19 protein-coding genes are annotated in these 22566 nt (G+C 55.3%); 17 read left to right on the top strand and 2 right to left on the bottom strand.

Features of this window, described 5'->3' with window-relative positions:
• The first annotated feature begins 469 nt into the window (after positions 1-469).
• The 6 genes from flhD to cheW all read left to right on the top strand — a co-directional run bounded on the left by flhD (position 470) and on the right by cheW (position 5791).
• Positions 470-820, top strand: a complete 351-nt coding sequence (gene flhD / locus NMC31_RS16830; protein WP_149462848.1) for a flagellar transcriptional regulator FlhD — start codon at positions 470-472, stop codon at positions 818-820.
• 2 nt (positions 821-822) lie between these two features.
• A complete protein-coding gene (gene flhC / locus NMC31_RS16825) occupies positions 823-1401 on the top strand; it encodes a flagellar transcriptional regulator FlhC (protein ID WP_149462847.1) in 579 nt (192 codons plus the stop codon).
• 119 nt (positions 1402-1520) lie between these two features.
• Positions 1521-2411, top strand: a complete 891-nt coding sequence (gene motA / locus NMC31_RS16820) for a flagellar motor stator protein MotA (protein WP_253898557.1) — start codon at positions 1521-1523, stop codon at positions 2409-2411.
• Positions 2408-3328 carry a flagellar motor protein MotB gene (gene motB / locus NMC31_RS16815; protein ID WP_253898556.1) on the top strand — a complete coding sequence of 307 codons (921 nt, stop codon included), beginning with the start codon at positions 2408-2410 and terminating at the stop codon, positions 3326-3328. The genes motA and motB overlap by 4 nt, the downstream gene beginning before the upstream one ends.
• Positions 3329-3332: 4 nt before the next feature.
• Positions 3333-5270, top strand: coding sequence for a chemotaxis protein CheA (gene cheA, locus NMC31_RS16810; protein WP_253898555.1), 1938 nt, complete (start codon positions 3333-3335; stop codon positions 5268-5270).
• A gap of 17 nt (positions 5271-5287) precedes the next feature.
• Positions 5288-5791 carry a chemotaxis protein CheW gene (cheW, locus tag NMC31_RS16805; RefSeq protein WP_015963995.1) on the top strand — a complete coding sequence of 168 codons (504 nt, stop codon included), beginning with the start codon at positions 5288-5290 and terminating at the stop codon, positions 5789-5791.
• A 162-nt stretch (positions 5792-5953) separates the two neighbouring features.
• Here the strand turns inward: cheW and NMC31_RS16800 are convergent, their stop codons facing one another.
• Entirely contained in the window at positions 5954-7225 is a 1272-nt protein-coding gene (locus tag NMC31_RS16800; RefSeq protein ID WP_253898554.1) for a dicarboxylate/amino acid:cation symporter, read from the bottom strand.
• A 243-nt stretch (positions 7226-7468) separates the two neighbouring features.
• On the opposite strand from NMC31_RS16800, the gene tar reads away from it, so the two are divergent.
• From tar to bglB, 11 genes are all read left to right on the top strand, one after another.
• Positions 7469-9112: a methyl-accepting chemotaxis protein II gene (gene tar, locus NMC31_RS16795; protein WP_253898553.1), complete on the top strand. Its 1644-nt coding sequence runs from the start codon at positions 7469-7471 to the stop codon at positions 9110-9112.
• 39 nt (positions 9113-9151) lie between these two features.
• Complete coding sequence (locus tag NMC31_RS16790; protein ID WP_253898552.1) at positions 9152-10753, top strand: methyl-accepting chemotaxis protein; 1602 nt, start codon at positions 9152-9154, stop codon at positions 10751-10753.
• 20 nt (positions 10754-10773) lie between these two features.
• Positions 10774-11628 (top strand): protein-glutamate O-methyltransferase CheR, encoded by an 855-nt coding sequence (gene cheR, locus NMC31_RS16785; RefSeq protein WP_149462840.1) that lies wholly within the window; start codon positions 10774-10776, stop codon positions 11626-11628.
• On the top strand, positions 11625-12674 hold the full coding sequence (locus NMC31_RS16780; protein ID WP_149462839.1) for a protein-glutamate methylesterase/protein-glutamine glutaminase: 1050 nt from the start codon (positions 11625-11627) through the stop codon (positions 12672-12674). The genes cheR and NMC31_RS16780 overlap by 4 nt, the downstream gene beginning before the upstream one ends.
• A gap of 14 nt (positions 12675-12688) precedes the next feature.
• The gene (gene cheY, locus NMC31_RS16775) at positions 12689-13078 is read left to right on the top strand and encodes a chemotaxis response regulator CheY (protein ID WP_253898551.1); all 390 of its coding nucleotides are present in this window, start codon (positions 12689-12691) and stop codon (positions 13076-13078) included.
• Positions 13079-13088: 10 nt separating this feature from the next.
• The gene (cheZ, locus tag NMC31_RS16770) at positions 13089-13733 is read left to right on the top strand and encodes a protein phosphatase CheZ (protein WP_253898550.1); all 645 of its coding nucleotides are present in this window, start codon (positions 13089-13091) and stop codon (positions 13731-13733) included.
• Positions 13734-13866: 133 nt separating this feature from the next.
• Positions 13867-15015, top strand: coding sequence for a flagellar biosynthesis protein FlhB (gene flhB / locus NMC31_RS16765; RefSeq protein ID WP_253898549.1), 1149 nt, complete (start codon positions 13867-13869; stop codon positions 15013-15015).
• On the top strand, positions 15008-17086 hold the full coding sequence (flhA, locus tag NMC31_RS16760; RefSeq protein ID WP_149462836.1) for a flagellar biosynthesis protein FlhA: 2079 nt from the start codon (positions 15008-15010) through the stop codon (positions 17084-17086). Before flhB ends, flhA begins: the two co-directional genes overlap by 8 nt.
• Positions 17086-17478, top strand: a complete 393-nt coding sequence (gene flhE, locus NMC31_RS16755; protein ID WP_253898563.1) for a flagellar protein FlhE — start codon at positions 17086-17088, stop codon at positions 17476-17478. Before flhA ends, flhE begins: the two co-directional genes overlap by 1 nt.
• 252 nt (positions 17479-17730) lie before the next feature.
• On the top strand, positions 17731-19314 hold the full coding sequence (locus NMC31_RS16750; protein WP_253898548.1) for an MFS transporter: 1584 nt from the start codon (positions 17731-17733) through the stop codon (positions 19312-19314).
• Between the two features lie 5 nt (positions 19315-19319).
• Positions 19320-20459: a beta-galactosidase BglB gene (gene bglB / locus NMC31_RS16745; RefSeq protein ID WP_253898547.1), complete on the top strand. Its 1140-nt coding sequence runs from the start codon at positions 19320-19322 to the stop codon at positions 20457-20459.
• A 150-nt stretch (positions 20460-20609) separates the two neighbouring features.
• Here the strand turns inward: bglB and argS are convergent, their stop codons facing one another.
• On the bottom strand, positions 20610-22343 hold the full coding sequence (gene argS, locus NMC31_RS16740; protein ID WP_253898546.1) for an arginine--tRNA ligase: 1734 nt from the start codon (positions 22341-22343) through the stop codon (positions 20610-20612).
• Positions 22344-22566: the final 223 nt, after the last annotated feature.

Below are 22566 nucleotides of genomic sequence, written 5' to 3'. Positions count from 1 at the left end.
CCGGTGCTAAGCGAATCATTGTGCCCGTTGTCAATCCTCTCTCGTCTATGGTTTTTCATCGGGTTAAGCACGCTTTCCTCTTTTGAATGAATATTCGTCCCTGAAGAATAGAAAAATCGCTCATTTGATTAATAAGCGTTCAAATAACAATGTAATCTGATGGATTGGTGATTAACATTCAGGTAGATTATGTGACATAAATCACATAATTCCTAAATTTACTCTAAGGCCAGATTGTATGTGTCATAGCTGGCGGGTAAAGTTGCGTGGATTTAGGAAAATTCTTAGTCATTTGTAAGAAATGTTTAAATTTGTTGCTTCATAACGTGAAGCGCACTCGCCGATATTTCAATCAGCATCGGCTATGCATTTCAGCCATTTCTTTTTTTTATCGGGATTTCCCGACGACATCACGGGGTGTGCGGTTTGACCGCATTAAAACAATAGTTGGTTATTCGGGATGGGGAAAATGCATACATCCGAGTTGCTAAAACATATCTATGACATCAATTTGTCCTATCTACTTCTTGCGCAACGTCTGATCGGTCAGGATAAAGCATCCGCCATGTTTCGCCTGGGCATTAACGAAGAGATGGCCACCACGCTGGGTGAACTGACACTTCCGCAGATGGTAAAACTGGCGGAAACCAATCAACTGGTTTGCCAGTTCCGCTTCGACAGTCATCAAACCATCACTCAACTCACGCAGGATTCCCGGGTCGACGACCTGCAACAGATCCACACCGGTATTCTTCTTTCTACGCGTTTACTGAATGACGCCAGCCAGACCGCTGATTCCGGCCGTAAGAAAAGGGCCTGAGCATGAGCGAAAAAAGCATTGTCCAGGAAGCCCGCGATATTCAGCTTGCGATGGAGCTGATTACCCTGGGCGCGCGTTTGCAGATGCTGGAAAGTGAAACGCAACTGAGCCGTGGTCGCCTGATTAAGCTTTATAAAGAATTGCGCGGCAGCCCACCGCCGAAGGGGATGCTGCCATTTTCCACTGACTGGTTTATGACGTGGGAGCAAAATATCCACTCTTCCATGTTCTGCAATGCCTGGCAATTTCTTCTCAGCACCGGGTTATGCTCGGGCGTTGATGCCGTTATCAAGGCCTACCGACTCTACCTGGAACAGTGTCCCGCTCAGGATGAAGCCCCTCTACTGGCGCTGACTCGCGCCTGGACGCTGGTGCGCTTCGTCGAAAGCGGTATGCTGGAACTGTCGCACTGTAACAGCTGCGGTGGTAATTTTATCACTCACGCACATCAACCGGTGGGCAGCTTCGTTTGCAGTCTGTGCCAGCCGCCATCACGCGCCGTAAAAAGACGTAAACTTTCCGACAACGCTGCCGATAGTAATCCACAACTGCTGGATGAACAGATAGAGCAAGCTGTTTAGCCGGAACGGTGTGGCAAACACTCCAGCAGCGGGGCCCGTGACCGCTGCTTTTTTTTTGCCTGTCGTTCGGCGACGCTTTTATCTGTCCTTCAGCCTGGTCAACAGTGGAAGGATGAAACGTGCTTATCTTAATCGGTTACCTGGTCGTCATCGGGACAGTATTCGGCGGTTATGCCATGACCGGCGGACACCTTGGGGCACTGTATCAACCCGCTGAACTGATTATTATCGGCGGAGCTGGCGTCGGCGCGTTTATCGTCGGTAACAACGGGAAAGCGATTAAAGGTACGCTCAAAGCACTGCCGCTGCTTTTTCGACGCTCAAAATACACCAAAACCCTGTATATGGACCTGCTGGCGCTGCTTTATCGCCTGATGGCCAAGTCACGCCAGCAGGGGATGTTCTCGCTCGAGCGCGATATTGAAAATCCGCGCGAAAGTGAAATCTTCGCCAGCTATTCGCGCATTCTTGCTGACAGCGTCATGCTGGATTTCATCGTCGATTATCTGCGACTCATCATCAGCGGCAATATGAATACCTTCGAAATTGAAGCGCTGATGGACGAGGAAATTGAAACCTTCGAAAGCGAAAGTGAAGTTCCAGCCAACAGTCTGGCGCTGGTGGGCGACTCGTTACCGGCATTTGGCATCGTGGCGGCGGTGATGGGGGTTGTACATGCGCTGGGGTCGGCGGATCGTCCGGCGGCAGAACTGGGCGCATTAATTGCTCACGCTATGGTGGGGACGTTCCTGGGTATTCTTCTGGCTTATGGTTTTGTCTCGCCGCTGGCCAGCGTGCTCAGACAAAAAAGCGCAGAAACCACCAAAATGATGCAGTGCGTCAAAATTACGCTGCTCTCGAATCTCAATGGCTATGCACCGCCAATCGCCGTGGAGTTTGGCCGTAAAACACTCTACACCAGCGAGCGTCCGTCGTTTGTTGAACTGGAAGAGCATGTGCGCGCGGTGCGTAACCCGACGGCGCAGCAAGCCACGACCGAGGACGCATGAAAAATCAGTCGCATCCGATCGTCGTCGTCAAAAGACGCAAAGCCAAATCGCATGGGGGAGGCGGCCACGGATCGTGGAAGATTGCCTACGCCGATTTTATGACCGCCATGATGGCCTTCTTTCTGGTGATGTGGCTGATCTCTATCTCCAGCCCTAAAGAGCTGATTCAAATTGCCGAATACTTCCGCACGCCCCTGGCGACAGCGGTCACCGGCGGCCCGCGAATATCGAACAGCGACAGCCCGATTCCCGGCGGTGGCGATGATGTCACCCAGCAACAGGGCGAAGTGAATAAACAGCCCAACATGGATGAACTGAAAAAGCGGATGGAAACTAACCGCCTGAAGCGCATTCGCGGTGAGCTGGACCAACTCATTGAGGCCGATCCCAAACTGAAAGCCCTGCGCCCGCACCTGAAAATTGACCTCGTCCAGGAGGGGTTGCGCATTCAGATTATCGATAGCCAGAACCGGCCGATGTTTAAAACCGGCAGCGCCGAGGTGGAGCCGTACATGCGCGATATCCTGCGCGGTATTGCCCCGGTGTTGAATGAAATCCCTAATAAAATCAGTCTCTCCGGCCATACGGATGATTATCCCTACGCGGGCGGTGAGCGCGGCTACAGTAACTGGGAACTCTCAGCAGACCGCGCTAACGCTTCCCGGCGCGAGTTGGTGATTGGCGGTCTGAGTGAAGGCAAAGTGCTGCGCGTGGTGGGGATGGCAAACACCATGCGGCTATCCAGCCATGGAGGGGATGACGCGATTAACCGTCGCATCAGTTTGCTGGTGCTCAACAACCAGGCCGAGCAGGCGATTCTGAACGAGAACGCGCAGAGCCAGAACGAACCGTTAAGTGTATTACCGTCGCCGTCGGCGACACAAAGCCCAACACCGCCACAATCCGATCAGAGGTGATTGCGTGAGCATGGATATCAGCGATTTTTATCAGACTTTCTTTGATGAAGCCGACGAACTGTTGGCGGACATGGAGCAGCACCTGCTGGATCTTGTCCCGTCCGATCCCGATACCGAACAGATGAACGCCATCTTTCGGGCGGCGCACTCCATCAAAGGAGGCGCGGGTACGTTCGGTTTTTCTGTATTGCAGGAAACGACCCATTTAATGGAGAACCTGCTCGACGATGCTCGTCGTGGGGAAATGCCGCTCAATACCGACATTATCAACCTGTTTTTGGAAACCAAAGATATTATGCAGGAACAGCTCGACGCCTATAAAAGCTCACAGGAGCCAGATGCCGCCAGTTTTGAATACATCTGCCAGGCGCTGCGTCAGCTGGCGCTGGAAGCGAAAGGTGAGAGTGCGCCGCCAGCGACTCGTCTGACCGTGGTCGAGAAAGCGGAGCCGCCGCAGGGAAATTCACGGATCACCCTTTCACGCCTGAAACCCGGCGAGCCGGAGATGCTCAAGGAAGAGCTCGGGAACCTTGCGACGCTTAGCGACGTCACGCTGGGCGTTGATAGCCTGAGCGCGACCCTGGAAGGTGATGTGAACCAGGACGATATCGTGGCGGTACTCTGTTTTGTTATTGAGGCGGATCAGATAACGTTTGACGCTGAGCCTGTGGCGGAAACCGTACCCGCGACAGCGCCGACACTGGTGCCCGTCGCGCCCGCGCGCGCAGAACGCGAGAAACCGGCGCGCGCCAGTGAATCGACCAGCATTCGTGTGGCAGTGGAGAAAGTCGATCAGCTTATCAACCTGGTGGGGGAGCTGGTGATCACCCAGTCGATGCTGGCGCAACGCTCGACGGAACTCGACCCGGTGCAGCATGGCGATCTCATCACCAGCATGGGCCAGCTTCAGCGCAACGCCCGTGACTTGCAGGAATCGGTGATGTCTATTCGCATGATGCCGATGGAGTATGTATTCAGCCGCTTCCCGCGTCTGGTGCGTGACCTGGCGAGCAAGCTCGGTAAGCAGGTTGAACTCACGCTACAGGGCAGTTCCACCGAACTCGATAAGAGCCTGATTGAGCGGATTATTGACCCGCTGACACACCTGGTGCGTAACAGTCTGGATCACGGCATTGAACTGCCGGAAACACGTATCGCGGCAGGAAAATCAGAGGTCGGTAATCTTATTCTGTCGGCGGAGCATCAGGGCGGCAACATCTGTATCGAAGTGACCGACGATGGCGCAGGGCTGAACCGCGAGCGCATTCTGGCGAAAGCCCTCTCGCAGGGGCTGGCGGTTCACGACAACATGACCGACGACGAAGTGGGCATGCTGATCTTTGCGCCTGGATTTTCAACCGCCGAGCAGGTGACGGACGTTTCCGGGCGCGGCGTCGGTATGGACGTGGTGAAACGCAACATTCAGGAGATGGGCGGCCACGTCGAGATCCAATCAAAACAGGGCGCAGGCACCACCATTCGAATTCTGCTGCCGCTGACGCTGGCAATCCTCGACGGCATGTCCGTGAAGGTGTGCGACGAAGTCTTTATTCTGCCTCTCAATGCGGTGATGGAATCGCTCCAGCCGCGCGATGAAGATTTGCACCCGCTGGCGGGCGGGGAGCGCGTGCTGGAAGTGCGCGGTGAATACCTGCCGCTGGTGGAATTGTGGAAAGTGTTTGATGTGCAGGGGGCCAAAACCGAAGCGACGCAGGGCATTGTGGTCATTCTGCAAAGCGCCGGGCGACGCTATGCGTTGCTGGTCGATCAACTGATTGGGCAGCATCAGGTGGTGGTCAAAAACCTGGAGAGTAACTATCGCAAAGTGCCGGGCATTTCCGCCGCCACCATTCTCGGCGACGGCAGCGTAGCGCTGATTGTGGATGTTGCGGCCCTGCAAAGTCTTAATCGTGAAAAACGTCTGGCGTACATCGCCGCCTGAATAGAGAAGGAAATAAAATGACCGGTATGAACAGCGTAGCAAAACTGGCGGGCGAGCCCTCGGGCCAGGAGTTTTTGGTTTTCACCCTTGGTGATGAAGAGTACGGCATTGATATTCTGAAAGTGCAGGAAATTCGCGGTTACGATCAGGTGACCCGTATTGCCAATACGCCAGCGTTTATTAAAGGCGTCACCAATTTACGCGGCGTAATTGTGCCGATTGTCGATTTACGCGTGAAGTTCAGCCAGCAGGACGTGGAGTACAACGACAATACGGTAGTGATTGTGCTGAATCTCGGCCAGCGGGTGGTGGGGATTGTGGTGGATGGCGTGTCTGACGTGCTGTCGCTCGCGGCAGATCAAATTCGTCCCGCGCCGGAATTTGCTGTGACGCTATCGACGGAGTACCTGACCGGTCTTGGTGCGTTGGGCGACCGCATGCTGATTCTGGTGAATATCGAAAAGTTGCTGAGTAGCGATGAGATGGCGCTGCTGGACAGTACGGCGACGCAAGCTGCGTAAAAAATGCCGGGTAGGTGCGGTTTGTGCAATGCCGGATGCGCTTCGCTTATCCGGCCTACGGGTAGTGTGGTTTGCTCGATGTACGAGTCAGGTGCGATTTGTAGGCCGGATAAGGCGTAGCCGCCATCCGGCAATCCCACAAACCGCACAATGCCAGATACGTTAAGCCTGCACTTCCTGCTGCTCCACTTCTTCCGCTTCGCCTTCACTCAGCATCCCTTCATTCTGCGACAGCATCGCCGCCGCCACGCCATTACCCAGTACGTTAATGGCGGAACGCCCCATATCGAGGAAGTGATCAATCCCCATTAACAGCAGAATGCCCGCCACCGGAATGTTAAAGCTCGGAATGGTCGCCGCCAGCACCACCAGCGCAGAGCGCGGAACCCCGGCGATACCTTTTGATGCCAGCATCAGCGTCAGCATCAATACGGTAATTTCAGAGAAGCTCAGCTGAATATTGTAGGCCTGGGCGATAAACATTGAGGCAAACGAGCAGTACACCATCGACCCCACCAGGTTAAAGGAGTAACCGATCGGCAGAACGAAAGAGACGATGTTCGGCGAGCAACCAAATTTCGCCAGCTGTTCCAGTGTTTTTGGATAGGCTGCTTCAGAGCTGCTGGTGGTGAACGCCACCAGCACCGGATCTTTAAGCATATTGACCAGGCGAAAAATCTCTTTCTTCAGCACCATGTAACCCACGCCGATCAATACCAGGCAGGTGAGCAGAATCGCCAGGTAATAACCGCCGATGAAAGAGGCATAGTTCAGCAAAATGCCGAGACCTTCTTTCGCAATAACCGAAGAGATGGCGGCGAAAATGGCCAGCGGAGCGACGTACATCACATAGCCCGTCACCTTCAGCATAATATGCGAAACGACATCCAGTGCAGCAACCAGCGGCGCATTGAATTTCTGCCCCAACGATGCGCCGCCAATACCGAAGAACATTGAGAAGACCACAATTTGCAGGATTTCGTTATCGGCCATCGCGCCCGCGATGCTTGTTGGAATGGTGTGCGCCAGGAATGCTTTCAGCGACATGCCACTGGTGGCGAGCCCGGTCTCAACCGTACCGGCAGGGATGGCAAGATTCATTCCGCTACCCGGCTGCTCCAGAGTGACAATAAACAGCCCCACCAGGATGGAGAGCACGGATGAGCTGATAAACCACACCATGGCTTTACCGCCAACGCGGCCAATCGTCGAGGTTTCACCCAGGCGCATAATCCCCACGGTCAGCGTGCTGAACACTAACGGCGCAATAACCATTTTGATGAGGCGCAGGAAGATATCGGTGAGCAGGGTGATGTTATCGGACCATGCGGTAATGGAATCTGCTGATGCGTAGGAATGGATCATTGCGCCGGTGAGAATCCCCGCCAGCATGAAAATCACGATAAATACCGTGAGTTTATTTGCGTTTGCCACTTAATATTTCCCCGTCGTGTTACGAATAATTAACATGATGATCAATGATTTTTTATTATGTAATTCCATTAATTCATTCGTAGTATAAATTGGATTAAAGCGGACAGATTTACAACTATTTTTTAGGGTTTATCGGAAATGTTGTAATTTTGCGCATTCGTGCGGGTAAACCCTGTTTCTCTGCTTAAAGTTTCACTTCCCGATGCCGATAACAACGATATCACGTCATCGAGAAGGTGTTGTATGTTAAACCGTATCCGCGTTGTCACCCTGCTGATGTTGGTGCTGGTCGTATTCGCACTTTTGCAATTGCTCTCCGGGGGATTACTTTTTTCGTCTCTTTCGCAAAACCAGCACAGTTTTGCGCTCTCTAACGCCCTTCGTACTCAGCAGGCCGAGCTGACAGACGCCTGGGATCTGATGCTGCAAACGCGTATCAACCTCAGCCGCTCCTCGGCGCGCATGATGATGGACACCAGCAATCTTCAAAGCAGCGCTAAAACCGATTTACTGAAGAATGCCAAATCAACGCTGGCGCAGGCTCAGGCGCATATCACACGATTTAATCAGGTGGCGGTTGAGCCGGAAATGGCGCAGGCCAGCCAGCGTGTTGCGCAACAAGCCCAGGCCTATTTCGCGGCCTTACAGGAGCTGATTGGTTTTCTGGAGCAGGGAAACATGGACGCCTACTTTGCTCAGCCGACCCAGGGTAAACAGAACGCCATGGGCGAGGCGATGGGTGTGTATCGCGCGCAAAGTGAGTCGCTCTATCAACAGGCCTTCACAACCAGTAGCCATGATTATCAGTTTGCCCGCTGGCAGTTAATGATCCTGGCGCTGGTGCTGGCGGCGGTGCTGCTGGCTGTGTGGTTTGGTATTCGCCGCATTCTGTTGACGCCGCTTAACCATGTCATGACCCACATCCGCCACATCGCCAATGGCGACCTGACGCCCGAGCTGGTATTGAAAGGACGCAATGAACTGACCCAACTGGCGGATACCGTTAACCATATGCAGCACGCGTTAATTGATACGGTCACCCGCGTTCGCGAGGGCACAGATGCTATTTACAGCGGCACCAGCGAAATCGCCGCCGGAAATAACGACCTCTCTTCACGCACTGAACAACAATCTGCCTCGCTGGAAGAGACCGCCGCCAGCATGGAACAGCTCACTGCGACGGTAAAACAGAACGCCGATAACGCGCGTCAGGCCTCACGGCTGGCGCAAAGTGCTTCGGAAACCGCGCGTCGCGGCGGCAATGTGGTCGATGATGTGGTCAGCACCATGCACGATATCGCCGGGAGTTCGCAGAAAATCGCTGATATCACCAGCGTCATTGATGGCATCGCCTTCCAGACCAACATTCTGGCACTAAACGCCGCCGTAGAAGCCGCCCGAGCGGGTGAGCAGGGGCGCGGGTTTGCCGTGGTCGCCGGCGAAGTGCGAAACCTTGCCAGCCGCAGTGCCCAGGCGGCAAAAGAGATTAAAGCCCTGATCGACAACTCGGTTGAACGGGTGGATGCCGGCTCCCGGCTGGTGGAAAGCGCTGGGGAAACCATGCATGAGATTGTCAACGCCGTCACCCGAGTGACCGACATTATGGGTGAAATCTCCTCCGCCTCTGATGAGCAGAGTCGTGGGATAGACCAGGTCGCGCTGGCGGTCACCGAAATGGACAAAGTCACACAGCAAAACGCCGCGCTGGTCGAAGAATCCGCTGCTGCGGCGGCTGCGCTGGAAGAGCAGGCCGGGAAGTTGAGCGAAGCGGTCAGCGCATTTCGGCTGGCGTCACTCAAACGCGCGGCCGTCTTGCCAAAAACAGCGTCGGCCCCGGTTGTTCAGCCTGCGGTCGCGCGTTCAGAAGAAAACTGGGAAACCTTTTAATTTGTGTCAGGCGCGATTGCCTGCGTAACAGGAGTGGTGATGTTTACTCGTATTCGCATTTCGACCACGTTGTTTTTGATTTTGATAATTTGCGGCCTGTTACAGATTGGCAGCAACGGCCTCTCTTTTTGGGCCTTTCGCGACGGCCAACAAAACCTTGAGCAAATTGAACACAGCGGCCAGCAGCTCAGTACGCTGATGGCGGCGCGTGCGGCACTGCTACAGACCAGCCAGGTGCTGAATCGCACGGGCACGCTGACCGCGCTGGGCTATCCGCTTGATGAAATCAAAGCCGGAATGGTAGACGCACGACAGGCGCTCAAACTGGCTGACACTGAATTTGCTGCCTTTAAATCGATTGAACAGCGTTCAACCGAGTCGCGCCAGTTGGGTGAGCGGACGGAAGCCAGCTTCAGCGCCTGGCGTAACGGCCTCGAACATCAGGCTACCTGGCTCGAAACCAATCAGCTTGCCGATTTCCTTGGCTCGCCTGTGCAAAAAATGCAGGCCAAATTTGATGCGGATTACCAGGGCTGGCAGCGCCACATCGATGCGTACATTGATGATGCGCGGGCGGAAAGTCAGCGTGATTATCAGCGTTCACAATTCATGTTCCTTACCATGGTGGTACTGGCGGTACTGATTACCGCGGGTTCCCTGCTGTGGTCGCGGCGGATGATTGTGTCGCCGTTGAAAATAGTCAGCGACCATTTCGACAGCATCGCCAAAGGCGACCTTGCTCGCCCGATTGCGGTATACGGTAAAAACGAAATCAGCGCGATTTTTGCCGGGCTGAAGGCGATGCAGGATGCGTTGCGCAACACTGTCAGCCAGGTCCGTCAGAGTAGTTATGCCATGCATACGGGCATTTCTGAAATTGCCGCGGGCAACAACGATCTCTCATCACGTACCGAACAACAGGCGGCCTCGCTGGCAGAAACAGCGGCGAGCATGGAACAACTTACCGCCACCGTCGGGCAAAACGCCGACAACGCGCGTCAGGCGTCCGAACTCGCCAGTAACGCGGCGCGCACGGCGCGCCAGGGGGGCGATCAGGCATCAAACGTCGCGCATACCATGCAAAGCATCGCCACCAGTTCGCAGAAAATCGGCGACATCATCAGCGTGATTGACGGTATCGCTTTCCAGACCAACATTCTGGCGCTCAACGCGGCGGTTGAGGCGGCTCGCGCGGGCGAACAGGGGCGCGGGTTTGCGGTGGTCGCGGGTGAAGTGCGTAACCTGGCAAGCCGCAGCGCTCAGGCGGCGAAGGAGATCAAAGTATTGATTGAAGAGTCGGTTGCCCGCGTGCAGGAAGGATCGGCACTGGTGGATACCGCCGCCAAAACGATGGGTGAAATTGTCCATTCGGTTACTCAGGTCAACGACATCATGGGCGAGATTGCCTCGGCGTCAGATGAACAGCGTCGCGGCATTGAGCAGGTCGCGCTTGCCGTCAGCCAGATGGATCAGGTGACGCAGCAGAACGCCGCGCTGGTTGAAGAGGGCGCCGCCGCAACGGAGCAATTGACCGGGCAGGCGGATACGCTCACTGCCCTGGTCTCCGTATTTAAGATTGAAGAACTGACTTCTGTTTCTCCTGAGCGAGTTGTGCAGAACGCACAGCCTGCGGTTTCCTGAAAGTAATGAAAGAAGGCGCTATGACATCTATTCCCTCGTCGTTAACTACATCGATGACGCAGCGCCTTGAGCTGTCCGACGCGCAGTTCCGTCGGATAAGCCAATTGATCCACCAGCGTGCAGGTATTGTGCTGGCGGATCACAAGCGCGATATGGTCTACAACCGCCTGGTACGGCGCTTGCGCACGCTGGCGCTGGATGACTTTGGTCACTATTTATCGTTGCTGGAAGGGGATACCGAAAGCACCGAATGGCAGGCGTTTATTAACTCACTCACCACCAATCTCACGGCCTTCTTTCGTGAGGCGCACCATTTCCCGACGCTAGCCGAGCACGCCGCAAAGCGGCGCGGTGAATACCGGGTCTGGAGTGCCGCGGCCTCTACGGGTGAGGAGCCTTATTCCATCGCTATGACGCTCGCCAATACGCTGGGTAATGCACCGGGGCGCTGGAAAGTGCATGCCAGCGATATTGATACGGAAGTGCTGAATAAAGCACGGAACGGTATCTATCGTCAGGAAGAGCTGAAAACACTGACCCAACAGCAGCTACAAAACTGGTTTATGCGCGGTACTGGCCCGCATACCGGGCTGGTGAAAGTGCGTCCGGAACTGAGCAATTTTGTGGATTTCTCTAACGTGAATTTGCTGGAAAGACACTACAACGTTCCGGGGCCATTCGATGCGATTTTCTGTCGTAACGTGATGATCTATTTTGATAAAGCGACCCAGCAGGCGATCCTCCGCCGCTTTATTCCGCTGCTTAAACCCGGCGGATTACTGTTTGCCGGGCATTCGGAGAACTTTAGCCACCTCGTGCATGAATTCAGCCTGCGGGGGCAAACGGTTTACGCGCTGGGTAAGGAAAACACATGAGTAAAATCAGGGTGCTGTCGGTGGATGATTCGGCGCTGATGCGGCAAATCATGACCGAGATTATCAATAGCCACAGCGATATGGAAATGGTTGCCACTGCGCCAGATCCGCTGGTGGCGCGCGATCTGATCAAAAAATTTAACCCCGATGTCCTGACGCTGGATGTTGAGATGCCGCGCATGGATGGCCTCGACTTTCTTGAGAAGCTGATGCGCCTGCGCCCGATGCCGGTGGTGATGGTTTCTTCGCTGACGGGAAAAGGGTCGGAAGTGACGCTGCGGGCGCTGGAACTGGGGGCGGTGGATTTTGTCACCAAGCCACAACTGGGTATCCGCGAAGGGATGCTGGCCTACAGCGAAATGATTGCCGACAAAGTGCGCGCGGCAGCACGGGCGCAAATTTCCGCGCATAAAACGGTAGCTGCACCGGTCACCTTAAAAAGCGGGCCATTGCTGAGCTCGGAAAAGCTGATTGCCATTGGCGCGTCGACCGGCGGAACCGAGGCGATTCGCCATGTGTTGCAGCCGCTGCCGGTGACCAGCCCGGCGTTGTTGATCACCCAGCATATGCCGCCAGGGTTTACACGATCTTTTGCCGATCGGCTCAATAAGCTGTGCCAGATTGGCGTGAAAGAAGCGGAAGACGGTGAACGCGTCCTGCCGGGGCATGCCTATATCGCGCCGGGCGATCGTCATCTTGAGCTGGCACGTAGCGGGGCGAACTATCAAATCAAAATTCACGACGGGCCGGCGGTAAATCGCCACCGGCCGTCGGTGGATGTGCTGTTTCATTCCGTTGCTCAGCACGCAGGGCGCAATGCCGTTGGCGTGATCCTCACCGGGATGGGCAACGACGGCGCGGCAGGAATGCGGGCGATGCACCAGGCGGGTGCGTGGACCATCGCCCAGAACGAAGCCAGTTGTGTGGTGTTCGGCATGCCGCGCGAAGCCATCAATATGGGTGGCGTCAGCGAAGTGGTCGATCTCAGTCAGATAAGCCAGCAAATGCTGGCGAAAATCAGTGCCGGACAGGCAATACGTATATAACAGGAGAGAAGTGAATGGCGGATAAAGAGCTTAAGTTTTTGGTTGTGGATGACTTTTCCACCATGCGCCGCATTGTGCGAAACCTGCTTAAAGAGCTGGGGTTTAATAATGTCGAAGAAGCGGAAGACGGTGTTGATGCGTTGAATAAACTGCAGGCGGGCGGCTTTGGCTTTGTGATTTCTGACTGGAACATGCCAAATATGGACGGACTGGATCTGCTGAAAACGATTCGCGGCGATGGCGCTATGTCCGCACTGCCGGTGCTGATGGTGACCGCAGAAGCGAAAAAGGAGAACATTATTGCTGCTGCACAGGCCGGCGCCAGCGGCTATGTGGTGAAGCCGTTTACCGCAGCGACGCTCGAAGAAAAGCTGAATAAGATTTTCGAGAAGCTGGGCATGTGAGGAGATGACCATGATACACCCCCCCATTAAGCCCGATGACGAACATTCTGCTGCTGATATCATTGCGCGTATCGGCAGCCTGACCCGCATGCTGCGCGACAGCCTGCGTGAACTGGGGCTTGATCAAGCGATTGCTGAAGCGGCGGAAGCGATTCCTGATGCGCGCGATCGTCTGGACTATGTGGTGCAGATGACCGCGCAGGCAGCCGAGCGCGCGCTGAATAGCGTCGAGGCATCGCAGCCTCACCAGGACGCGCTGGAGAAAAATGCTAACGCGCTCAGTACGCGCTGGGATGCGTGGTTTGACAATCCGATTGCGCTATCGGATGCGCGTGAGCTGGTCACCGACACGCGCCAGTATCTTCGCGACGTGCCCGAACACACCCGTTTTACCAATGCCCAGCTACTGGAAATTATGATGGCGCAGGATTTCCAGGATCTGACCGGGCAGGTTATCAAGCGGATGATGGATGTTATCCAGGAGATCGAGCGCCAGCTGTTAATGGTGCTGCTGGAGAATATGCCTGAACCTGCATCACGCGCTAAACGCGAAAACGAAAGCCTGCTCAATGGCCCACAAGTGGACACCTCAAAAGCGGGCGTGGTCGCAAGCCAGGATCAGGTGGATGACCTGCTGGACAGTTTAGGGTTCTGATTGATGCCGGGCGGTCGGTGTACTGACCGTAGCGTAAACGGGGGAGTTCCCCCCGTTTTACGCCGCTTTTCCTCCGATTGTTCTTTTCACCTCGCGTAATAATGACCGTGGATGAGTCTGCGAGAGCCACCGCGTGTCAGAAGAAAACGACGACAAAACAGAAGACCCCACACCCCAACGGTTAGAGAAAGCCCGGGAAGAGGGGCAAATTCCGCGTTCCCGAGAATTAACGTCGCTGTTGATCCTGCTGGTGGGCGTCTGCGTCATCTGGCTTGGCGGGGAATCGCTCGCCCGACGTTTAGCCAGCTTGCTCTCTTCCGGCCTACGCTTCGACCACTCAATTATCAACGATCCCAATCTCATTCTGGGGCAGATAATCCTGCTGCTGAAAGAGGCGATGCTGGCGCTGATGCCACTGATTGTTGGCGTGGTGGTGGTGGCGCTGGTGGCCCCGGTGATGCTCGGCGGGCTGGTGTTCAGCACCAAATCGCTGGCATTCAAACTCGACAAACTTAACCCGTTGCCGGGCATTAAGCGCATGTTCTCGGCGCAAACGGCGGCGGAACTGATGAAAGCGGTGATGAAATCGCTACTGATTGGCAGTATGGCCGGGCTGTTCTTATGGCTGCACTGGCCGGATATGATGCGGCTTATCAGCGAATCCCCGCTGGTGGCGATGGGTAACGCACTAAATATGGTCGGTTTTTGCGCCCTGCTGGTGGTGCTGGCGATTATCCCGATGGTCGGGTTTGACGTCTTCTGGCAGATCTATAGCCACCTGAAAAAACTACGCATGTCGCGCCAGGACATTCGTGATGAATTTAAACAGAGCGAGGGCGACCCGCATGTGAAAGGGCGAATTCGCCAGATGCAGCGCGCAGCGGCGCGTCGACGCATGATGGCCGACGTCCCGAAAGCCGACGTTATCGTCAATAACCCGACCCACTATTCGGTGGCGTTGCAATACGACGAAAACAAAATGAGCGCCCCGCGCGTGGTGGCAAAAGGCGCCGGGCTGGTGGCGCTGCGTATTCGTGAACTGGGCGAAGAAAACCGCGTGCCGATGCTGGAAGCCCCTCCGCTGGCGCGTGCGCTGTATCGTCACGCGGAAGTGGGGCAGCAAATTCCCGGCCAGCTATATGCCGCGGTTGCGGAGGTGCTCGCCTGGGTATGGCAGCTTAAACGCTGGCGTCTGGCGGGCGGAACACCCCCGAAAAAACCTGATAACCTGCCGGTGCCTGAGGCGCTGGATTTTTTGAATGAGAAGGACTCTGATGGCTAATCTGGCTGCAATGCTGCGTCTGCCCGACAATTTTAAATCAACCCAATGGCAGGTTCTCGCCGGGCCGGTGCTGATCCTGCTGATTTTGTCGATGATGGTGCTGCCGCTACCGGCATTTGTTCTCGACCTGCTGTTTACCTTCAACATTGCGCTATCGATTATGGTGCTGCTGGTGGCGATGTTCACCCAGCGGACGCTGGAGTTTGCCGCATTCCCCACTATTCTGCTCTTCACGACGCTGTTGCGTCTGGCGCTCAACGTGGCATCCACGCGTATCATCCTGATGGAAGGGCATACCGGCGGCGCGGCGGCGGGGAAAGTCGTGGAGGCCTTCGGCCACTTCCTCGTCGGCGGTAACTTTGCTATCGGGATTGTGGTGTTCATCATCCTGGTGATTATCAACTTTATGGTGATCACCAAAGGTGCCGGGCGTATTGCCGAAGTGGGCGCACGCTTTGTGCTGGACGGCATGCCGGGTAAACAGATGGCGATTGACGCGGATCTCAACGCCGGGATCATCGGCGAAGAGGAGGCTAAAAAGCGTCGTACCGAAGTGACGCAGGAAGCCGATTTTTACGGTTCGATGGACGGGGCGAGTAAGTTTGTGCGTGGCGACGCCATTGCCGGGATCCTGATAATGGTGATAAACATCATCGGTGGCCTGCTGGTGGGGGTCTTACAGCACGGGCTGCCGATGGGCAAAGCGGCGGAATCGTACACGCTGCTGACTATCGGTGATGGCCTGGTCGCGCAGATCCCGGCGCTGGTTATTTCTACCGCTGCGGGGGTGATTGTGACCCGCGTCAGCACCGAGCAGGATGTGGGGCAGCAGATGGTCGGCCAGCTGTTCAGCAACCCGCGCGTGATGATGCTGAGTGCCGCTGTGTTGGGCCTGCTTGGGCTGGTGCCAGGTATGCCAAACTTTGTTTTCCTGCTGTTTACTGCTGCGCTGCTTGGGCTTGCCTGGTGGCTGCGCGGGCGTGAAATGAAAGCCCCGGAACCAGCACCGCAAACCAAACCTGTGGAGAATACACAGGCGGTCGAAGCTACCTGGAATGACGTACAACTGGAAGATACATTGGGCATGGAGGTCGGCTATCGCCTGATCCCAATGGTGGATTTCCAGCAGGATGGCGAGCTGCTGGGGCGTATTCGCAGCATCCGTAAAAAATTCGCCCAGGAGATGGGCTTCCTGCCGCCAGTGGTGCACATCCGCGACAATATGGATTTGCCGCCCGCGCGCTATCGCATCTTACTCAAAGGCGTAGAGATTGGCAGCGGTGAAGCCTATCCGGGGCGCTGGCTGGCGATTAATCCCGGTACGGCGGCGGGGACGCTGCCCGGCGAAGTGACGGTCGATCCCGCGTTTGGGCTGGCGGCAATCTGGATTGAGAATGCACTAAAAGAGCAGGCACAAATTCAGGGCTTTACGGTGGTGGAGGCCAGTACCGTCGTCGCCACACATCTTAACCATTTGATAAGCCAGCACTCGGCAGAGCTGTTTGGGCGTCAGGAAGCGCAGCAACTGCTGGATCGCGTCACCCAGGAGATGCCAAAACTGACGGAGGATTTGGTGCCGGGCGTGGTCACGCTCACTACGCTGCATAAAGTGCTGCAAAATCTGCTTGATGAGAAAGTGCCGATTCGCGATATGCGTACCATCCTGGAGACGTTGGCGGAACACGCGCCGATACAACACGATCCGAATGAACTGACGGCGGTGGTGCGCGTGGCGCTGGGTAGAGCTATCACGCAGCGCTGGTTCCCTGGCAGTGATGAAGTGCAGGTGATTGGCCTGGATGCGCCGCTGGAACGCTTATTGTTGCAGGCCTTGCAGAGTGGAGGGGGGCTGGAGCCGGGGCTGGCGGACAGATTACTGGCGCAAACCCAGGAGGCGCTGGCGCGTCAGGAGATGCTCGGTGCGCCGCCGGTGCTGCTGGTGAATCATGCATTGCGTCCGCTGTTGTCGCGCTTCTTACGCCGTAGTCTGCCGCAATTAGTGGTGCTCTCCAGCCTGGAACTGTCAGACAACCGTAACATCCGCATGACTGCGACGATTGGCGGTAAATGATGATTAAGTTTCTGCTGTTATTGTGTTTTCCCCTCACCGTTCATGCGGCGGGAGAGGGGGCCTGGCAGGCCAGTCGCGCGGGGATGACGCTGAATTATCGCGGTGAGTCGGCATCATCTTTACCGCTGAGCGCGACTCAGTCGGTCACGGGTAAAATGACGCTGGTCGCGTGGCGCTACGAGCTTATCGGCCCGACGCCCGCCGGGTTACAAACACGCTTGTGCACTTCTGCGCGCTGCATCGAGCTGGACGGTCAGAGCGGAACGACGCACGCGTTCAGTGGCATATCCGCCAGGGAATCACTACGTTTTATCTGGCAAGTGCCGGGGGGCGGTAGACTGGTGCCGGCGTTGAAGATCCGCCGTTATGAGGTGATTGCGAATTACCGCTAGTTGTACTTTCTTTCGCCGTATGCCGCGTTAATCTGTAGCGCGCCTCGCATTTTCGGTCCCTTCTTTTGATTGAAAAGAAACGTTGTTTTATAAATCAGTGAAGCACGTGCCACCACTCTTTGCATTTTTGCCAGTGAATGGATTCCGCTGGCAATAATGGAAAGGTATCAAGCTTTGCATGATTTTACTGTAGCCGTGTCAGTCCTCTCTTGTCTTCTGAGAGGGGCCGTAAAAAACACAGGATCCACGGCGATGAAAACACGAAAAATAGGTTTGGCTAATTACCTTGCTTACGGGTCAGGGGATTTTCTCGGCGCAGGCACGACTGCGTTAACCGCAGCCTGGCTGCTCTACTTCTACACGACCTTCTGCGGCTTAACGCCGATTGAAGCCACGTTCATTTTCGCGACGGCACGCGTGCTGGATGCCGTTGTCAGTCCACTGATGGGCTTCTTGACCGATAACTTCGGTTCGACCTGGCTTGGCAAGCGCTTTGGTCGCCGTAAGTTCTTTATTCTGCTCGGTATTCCCTGCGTCTTCAGCTACTCCTTCATGTGGGTCGGAGACATGGGATTCTGGTATTACCTGCTGACGTACCTGATCTTCGATATCGTCTACACCATGATTCTGGTGCCGTATGAAACCCTGGTGCCGGAAATGACCGACGACTTCAAACAGAAAACCAAGTTCTCCGGCGCGCGTATTTCTATGGCGCAGATGTCGGCGATTCTGGCCTCTTTCCTGCCGGGCATTCTGTTGACCACTTTCGGCAAAGACAACGCTATCTCCTTTTTCTACGCAAGCCTGGTCTTCTCGGTGCTGTGCGCGATGATGCTGACCTTTGTCTGGTTCTTCACCTGGGAGCGCCCGCGTGAGGAGTGGACGGAGGCGGCGCTGCGTGCGGAAGAAGAGAAAAAGCACCTGACATTTGCGCAGAGCATGAGCCGGTTAATTACCGAATTGACCTCCACACTGCGGATTAAAATTTTCCGCCAGCACCTGGGAATGTACCTCGGTGGCTATATTGCACAAGACGTCTTTAACGCAGTGTTTACCTACTACGTGGTCTTCGTGCTGATGCAGGAAGCCTCCATGGCGTCTAATCTGCTGGGCACTATGGCTATCTTCCAGTTTATCGCGGTTATCGCCATGATCCCGCTGTGTATCCGCTTTGGGCCCGCGCCGTCTTACCGCATGGTGGTGATACTGTTTGGCCTCGGTTCACTCTCCTATGCGATGCTGTATTACGCGGGCATGAGCGATGTTTATTCCCTGTTGCTGCTGATTTCAGCCATTGCCGGTCTGGGACGCGGTGGTATCAACTATGTGCCGTGGAACACCTACACCTATATTTCTGACGTCGATGAAGTGATTACCGGCCAGCGCCGTGAAGGTATCTTTGCGGGCATCATGACCCTGACACGTAAAGCGTCTCAGGCGGGAGCGGTTATGATGGTGGGTATCATCATGCAGATGTCAGGCTTTGTCTCTGGCCAGAAAGTTCAGCCACCGGAAGTGAGCCACACTATTCTGATGATCTTAAGCTTCGGCACCATTCTGGTACTGGCCTTCGGCTTCCTGGTCTCCCTGCGTTTCAAACTGAATCTGAAAACCCACAGCGTCCTGCGTGAAGAGACCGCGAAAATGCGTGAGTCGGGCCGCGCGATGCCGGAAAGCATCACCCCGGCTGCCCGCGCCACGGTCGAAATGCTGGCAGGGATGCCGTATGAATCCCTGTGGGGCAACAACAATATTGGTTATCTGAATCGTAACAAACCTGCTGCGCCATCACTTCAGCAGGGTGTCACATTAAATTCGACTTATCACAGAGGTTAATGGATATGAAAGTTTGGCCGGTAAAACACAGCGCGTTATTACGTCAACCGGAGCGTTTTATCTCCCGGGAAGAACTGAAGGGTTTGATCCAGACGGTGACCAACAATCTGGTCAACATTAAGGATGAAACAGGTCAGTTCCTGCTGCGCCTTGACGATGGCCGAGTGATTGACACCAAAGGCTGGGCGGGCTGGGAGTGGACGCACGGCGTCGGCCTGTACGGTATTCACCAGTACTTCCAGCAGACCGGCGATGTGGCGATGCGCGACATCATCGACAACTGGTTCGCTGACCGCTTTGCCGAGGGCGCAACCACCAAAAACGTCAACACCATGGCGCCGTTCCTGACGCTGGCGTATCGCTACGAAGAGACCGGTAACGCCGCGTATCTGCCGTGGCTGGATAGCTGGGCTGAGTGGGCGATGAACGAAATGCCACGCACTAATCACGGCGGCATGCAGCACATTACGCTGGCGGAGGAAAACCATCAACAGATGTGGGATGACACACTGATGATGACGGTTCTGCCGCTGGCGAAAATTGGCAAATTGCTCAATCGCCCGGAATATGTTGAAGAAGCGGTATATCAGTTCCTGCTCCACGTACAGAACCTGATGGACCGGGAGACCGGTCTCTGGTTCCACGGCTGGACCTATGACGGTCAGCATAACTTTGCCAACGCTCGCTGGGCGCGAGGCAATAGCTGGCTGACGATTGTGATCCCTGACTTCCTGGAACTTGTGGATCTGCCGGAAAACAACGCTGTGCGTCGTTATCTGGTGCAGGTACTGAATGCGCAGATTGCCGCGCTGGCGAAATGCCAGGATGAAAGCGGCCTGTGGCACACGCTGCTCGACGATCCAAACTCTTACCTGGAAGCCTCTGCAACAGCGGGATTTGCCTATGGGATTCTCAAGGCTGTGCGTAAGCGCTACGTCGGGGCGGAGTATGCGGAAGTGGCGGAAAAAGCGATTAAAGGAATTGTGAAACACATCTCGCCGGAAGGGGAATTGCTGCAAACCTCATTTGGTACCGGGATGGGTTCGAATCTCGATTTCTATCGGGAGATCCCGCTGACCTCTATGCCATATGGCCAGGCGATGGCGATTCTGTGTCTGACGGAATATTTGCGTAAGTATTTTTGATGGTGCAACGTGCCGGATGCGCTTCGCTTATCCGACCTACAGAGTCTCTGCATAATTTGTAGGCCGGATAAGGCGTTTACGCCGCATCCGGCAAGAACAACGCGCACCATGGCTGCAATTGAAAAACCCGGCTGATGCCGGGTTTCATTATTACATCCGTTCTACCGTCTCAATACCCAACGTATCCAGACCGGTTTTCAGCGTTTTCGCGGTCAGCAGCGCCAGTTTCAGACGGCTGTTGCGAACAGATTCGCTTTCTGCGCTCAGGATCGGGCAGTGTTCGTAGAAGCCAGAGAACAGACCTGCCAGATCGTACAGGTAAGCGCACATGACGTGCGGCGTGCCTTCGCGGGCAACCACGTTCAGGGTTTCTTCGAATTGCAGCAGACGCGCAGCCAGCTGGGCTTCACGATCTTCTTTAATCTCAACCGTTGCGTTCAGCAGTTCGCTCTCTTCAATGCCCGCTTTGCGGAACACGGAAAGCACGCGGGTGTAGGCATACTGCATATACGGCGCAGTGTTACCTTCGAACGCCAGCATGTTGTCCCAGTCGAAGATGTAATCGGTGGTACGGTTTTTAGAGAGATCCGCATATTTCACCGCGCCGATACCGACCGCATTGGCCAGTTTTTCCAGCTCATCGGCAGGCATATCCGGGTTCTTTTCGGCAACCAGGCGACGGGCGCGTTCCAGTGCTTCATCCAGCAGATCCGCCAGTTTAACGGTACCGCCGGCACGGGTTTTGAACGGCTTGCCGTCTTTGCCCAGCATCATGCCGAACATGTGGTGTTCCAGCGGAACGGATTCCGGCACGTAACCCGCTTTGCGCACGATGGTCCACGCCTGCATCAGGTGCTGATGCTGACGGGAGTCGATGTAGTACAGCACGCGATCGGCATGCAGGGTTTCATAACGGTATTTCGCACAGGCAATATCGGTAGTGGTGTAGAGGTAGCCGCCATCCTTTTTCTGGATGATGACGCCCATAGGTTCACCTTCTTTGTTCTTGAACTCGTCAAGGAACACCACGGTTGCGCCTTCGCTCTCTACAGCCATGCCTTTTGCTTTGAGGTCAGCAACAACCCCCGGCAGCATCGGGTTGTAAAGGCTTTCACCCATAACGTCGTCGCGCGTCAGGGTGACGTTCAGACGGTTGTAGGTGATCTGGTTCTGAGTCATGGTGATATCGACCAGCTTGCGCCACATGTCACGGAAATATTCATCGCCGCCCTGTAGTTTCACCACGTAGCTACGCGCGCGCTCGGCAAACGCTTCGTCTTCGTCGTAGTGTTTTTTAGCATCGCGATAGAAACCTTCGAGGTCAGCCAGTTCCATTTCACCGGCGTTTTCCTGCTGCTGTTTTTCCAGCCACGCGATCAGCATGCCGAACTGGGTACCCCAGTCACCAACGTGGTTTGCGCGGATGACTTTATGGCCCAGCAGTTCCAGGGTACGAACAGAGGCATCACCGATGATGGTGGAACGCAGGTGACCCACGTGCATCTCTTTTGCGACGTTAGGCGCAGAGTAGTCCACCACGATGGTTTGCGGTGCGGGCTGGGTAATTCCCAGACGATCGGAGGCCAGCGCGTTGTTGACGTGCTCGGCCAGGAATGCCGGGTCGAGGAAGATGTTGATAAACCCCGGGCCGGCGATTTCAACTTTGCTGGCAATACCGGTAAGGTCGAGGTGAGACAGGACCTGCTCTGCCAGTTGTCGCGGCGCCATGCCCAGTTTTTTCGCAACCGCCATCACGCCATTAGCCTGATAGTCGCCGAACTGTACTTTTGCTGACTGACGAACCTGCGGTTCGCAATCGGCAGGCGCGCCTGCCGCAATCAGGGCCTGGCTAACCTTTTCTGAGAGAAGAGCCTGAATATTCACCGAAATACCTTACATTGAAAGACGTGGCATCGCGTTAAGAGCCGCGTCGGGTGTGGATAAATTAAGGCGGGAGTATACTGCATTTGCCTGATGGCGTCAGCATCAGGGACGCGTTACAAACCGCCAGATGCGCCTGCACGATTAATGAATAACCACTCATGTTGTCGACGGTCTTGGTTCACTGCGAACAACAGGGTAGATTAGCGCCTTTATTGCAAACGGG

It is taken from the genome of Pseudocitrobacter vendiensis (assembly GCF_943590815.1).
Taxonomy (GTDB): Bacteria; Pseudomonadota; Gammaproteobacteria; order Enterobacterales; family Enterobacteriaceae; genus Pseudocitrobacter; species Pseudocitrobacter vendiensis.
The sequence above is the reverse complement of the archived record's forward strand: the minus strand, read 5'-3'. Positions and strand labels throughout refer to the sequence as shown.

Excerpts from the sequence above, each read along its gene's own strand:
- flhD (WP_149462848.1), top strand. The coding sequence starts at position 470 with ATGCATACATCCGAGTTGCTAAAACATATCTATGACATCAATTTGTCC.
- flhC (WP_149462847.1), top strand. The coding sequence starts at position 823 with ATGAGCGAAAAAAGCATTGTCCAGGAAGCCCGCGATATTCAGCTTGCG.
- motB (WP_253898556.1), top strand. The coding sequence starts at position 2,408 with ATGAAAAATCAGTCGCATCCGATCGTCGTCGTCAAAAGACGCAAAGCC.
- cheW (WP_015963995.1), top strand. The coding sequence starts at position 5,288 with ATGACCGGTATGAACAGCGTAGCAAAACTGGCGGGCGAGCCCTCGGGC.
- tar (WP_253898553.1), top strand. The coding sequence starts at position 7,469 with ATGTTAAACCGTATCCGCGTTGTCACCCTGCTGATGTTGGTGCTGGTC.
- NMC31_RS16790 (WP_253898552.1), top strand. The coding sequence starts at position 9,152 with ATGTTTACTCGTATTCGCATTTCGACCACGTTGTTTTTGATTTTGATA.
- cheR (WP_149462840.1), top strand. The coding sequence starts at position 10,774 with ATGACATCTATTCCCTCGTCGTTAACTACATCGATGACGCAGCGCCTT.
- NMC31_RS16780 (WP_149462839.1), top strand. The coding sequence starts at position 11,625 with ATGAGTAAAATCAGGGTGCTGTCGGTGGATGATTCGGCGCTGATGCGG.
- cheY (WP_253898551.1), top strand. The coding sequence starts at position 12,689 with ATGGCGGATAAAGAGCTTAAGTTTTTGGTTGTGGATGACTTTTCCACC.
- cheZ (WP_253898550.1), top strand. The coding sequence starts at position 13,089 with ATGATACACCCCCCCATTAAGCCCGATGACGAACATTCTGCTGCTGAT.
- flhA (WP_149462836.1), top strand. The coding sequence starts at position 15,008 with ATGGCTAATCTGGCTGCAATGCTGCGTCTGCCCGACAATTTTAAATCA.
- flhE (WP_253898563.1), top strand. The coding sequence starts at position 17,086 with ATGATTAAGTTTCTGCTGTTATTGTGTTTTCCCCTCACCGTTCATGCG.
- NMC31_RS16750 (WP_253898548.1), top strand. The coding sequence starts at position 17,731 with ATGAAAACACGAAAAATAGGTTTGGCTAATTACCTTGCTTACGGGTCA.
- bglB (WP_253898547.1), top strand. The coding sequence starts at position 19,320 with ATGAAAGTTTGGCCGGTAAAACACAGCGCGTTATTACGTCAACCGGAG.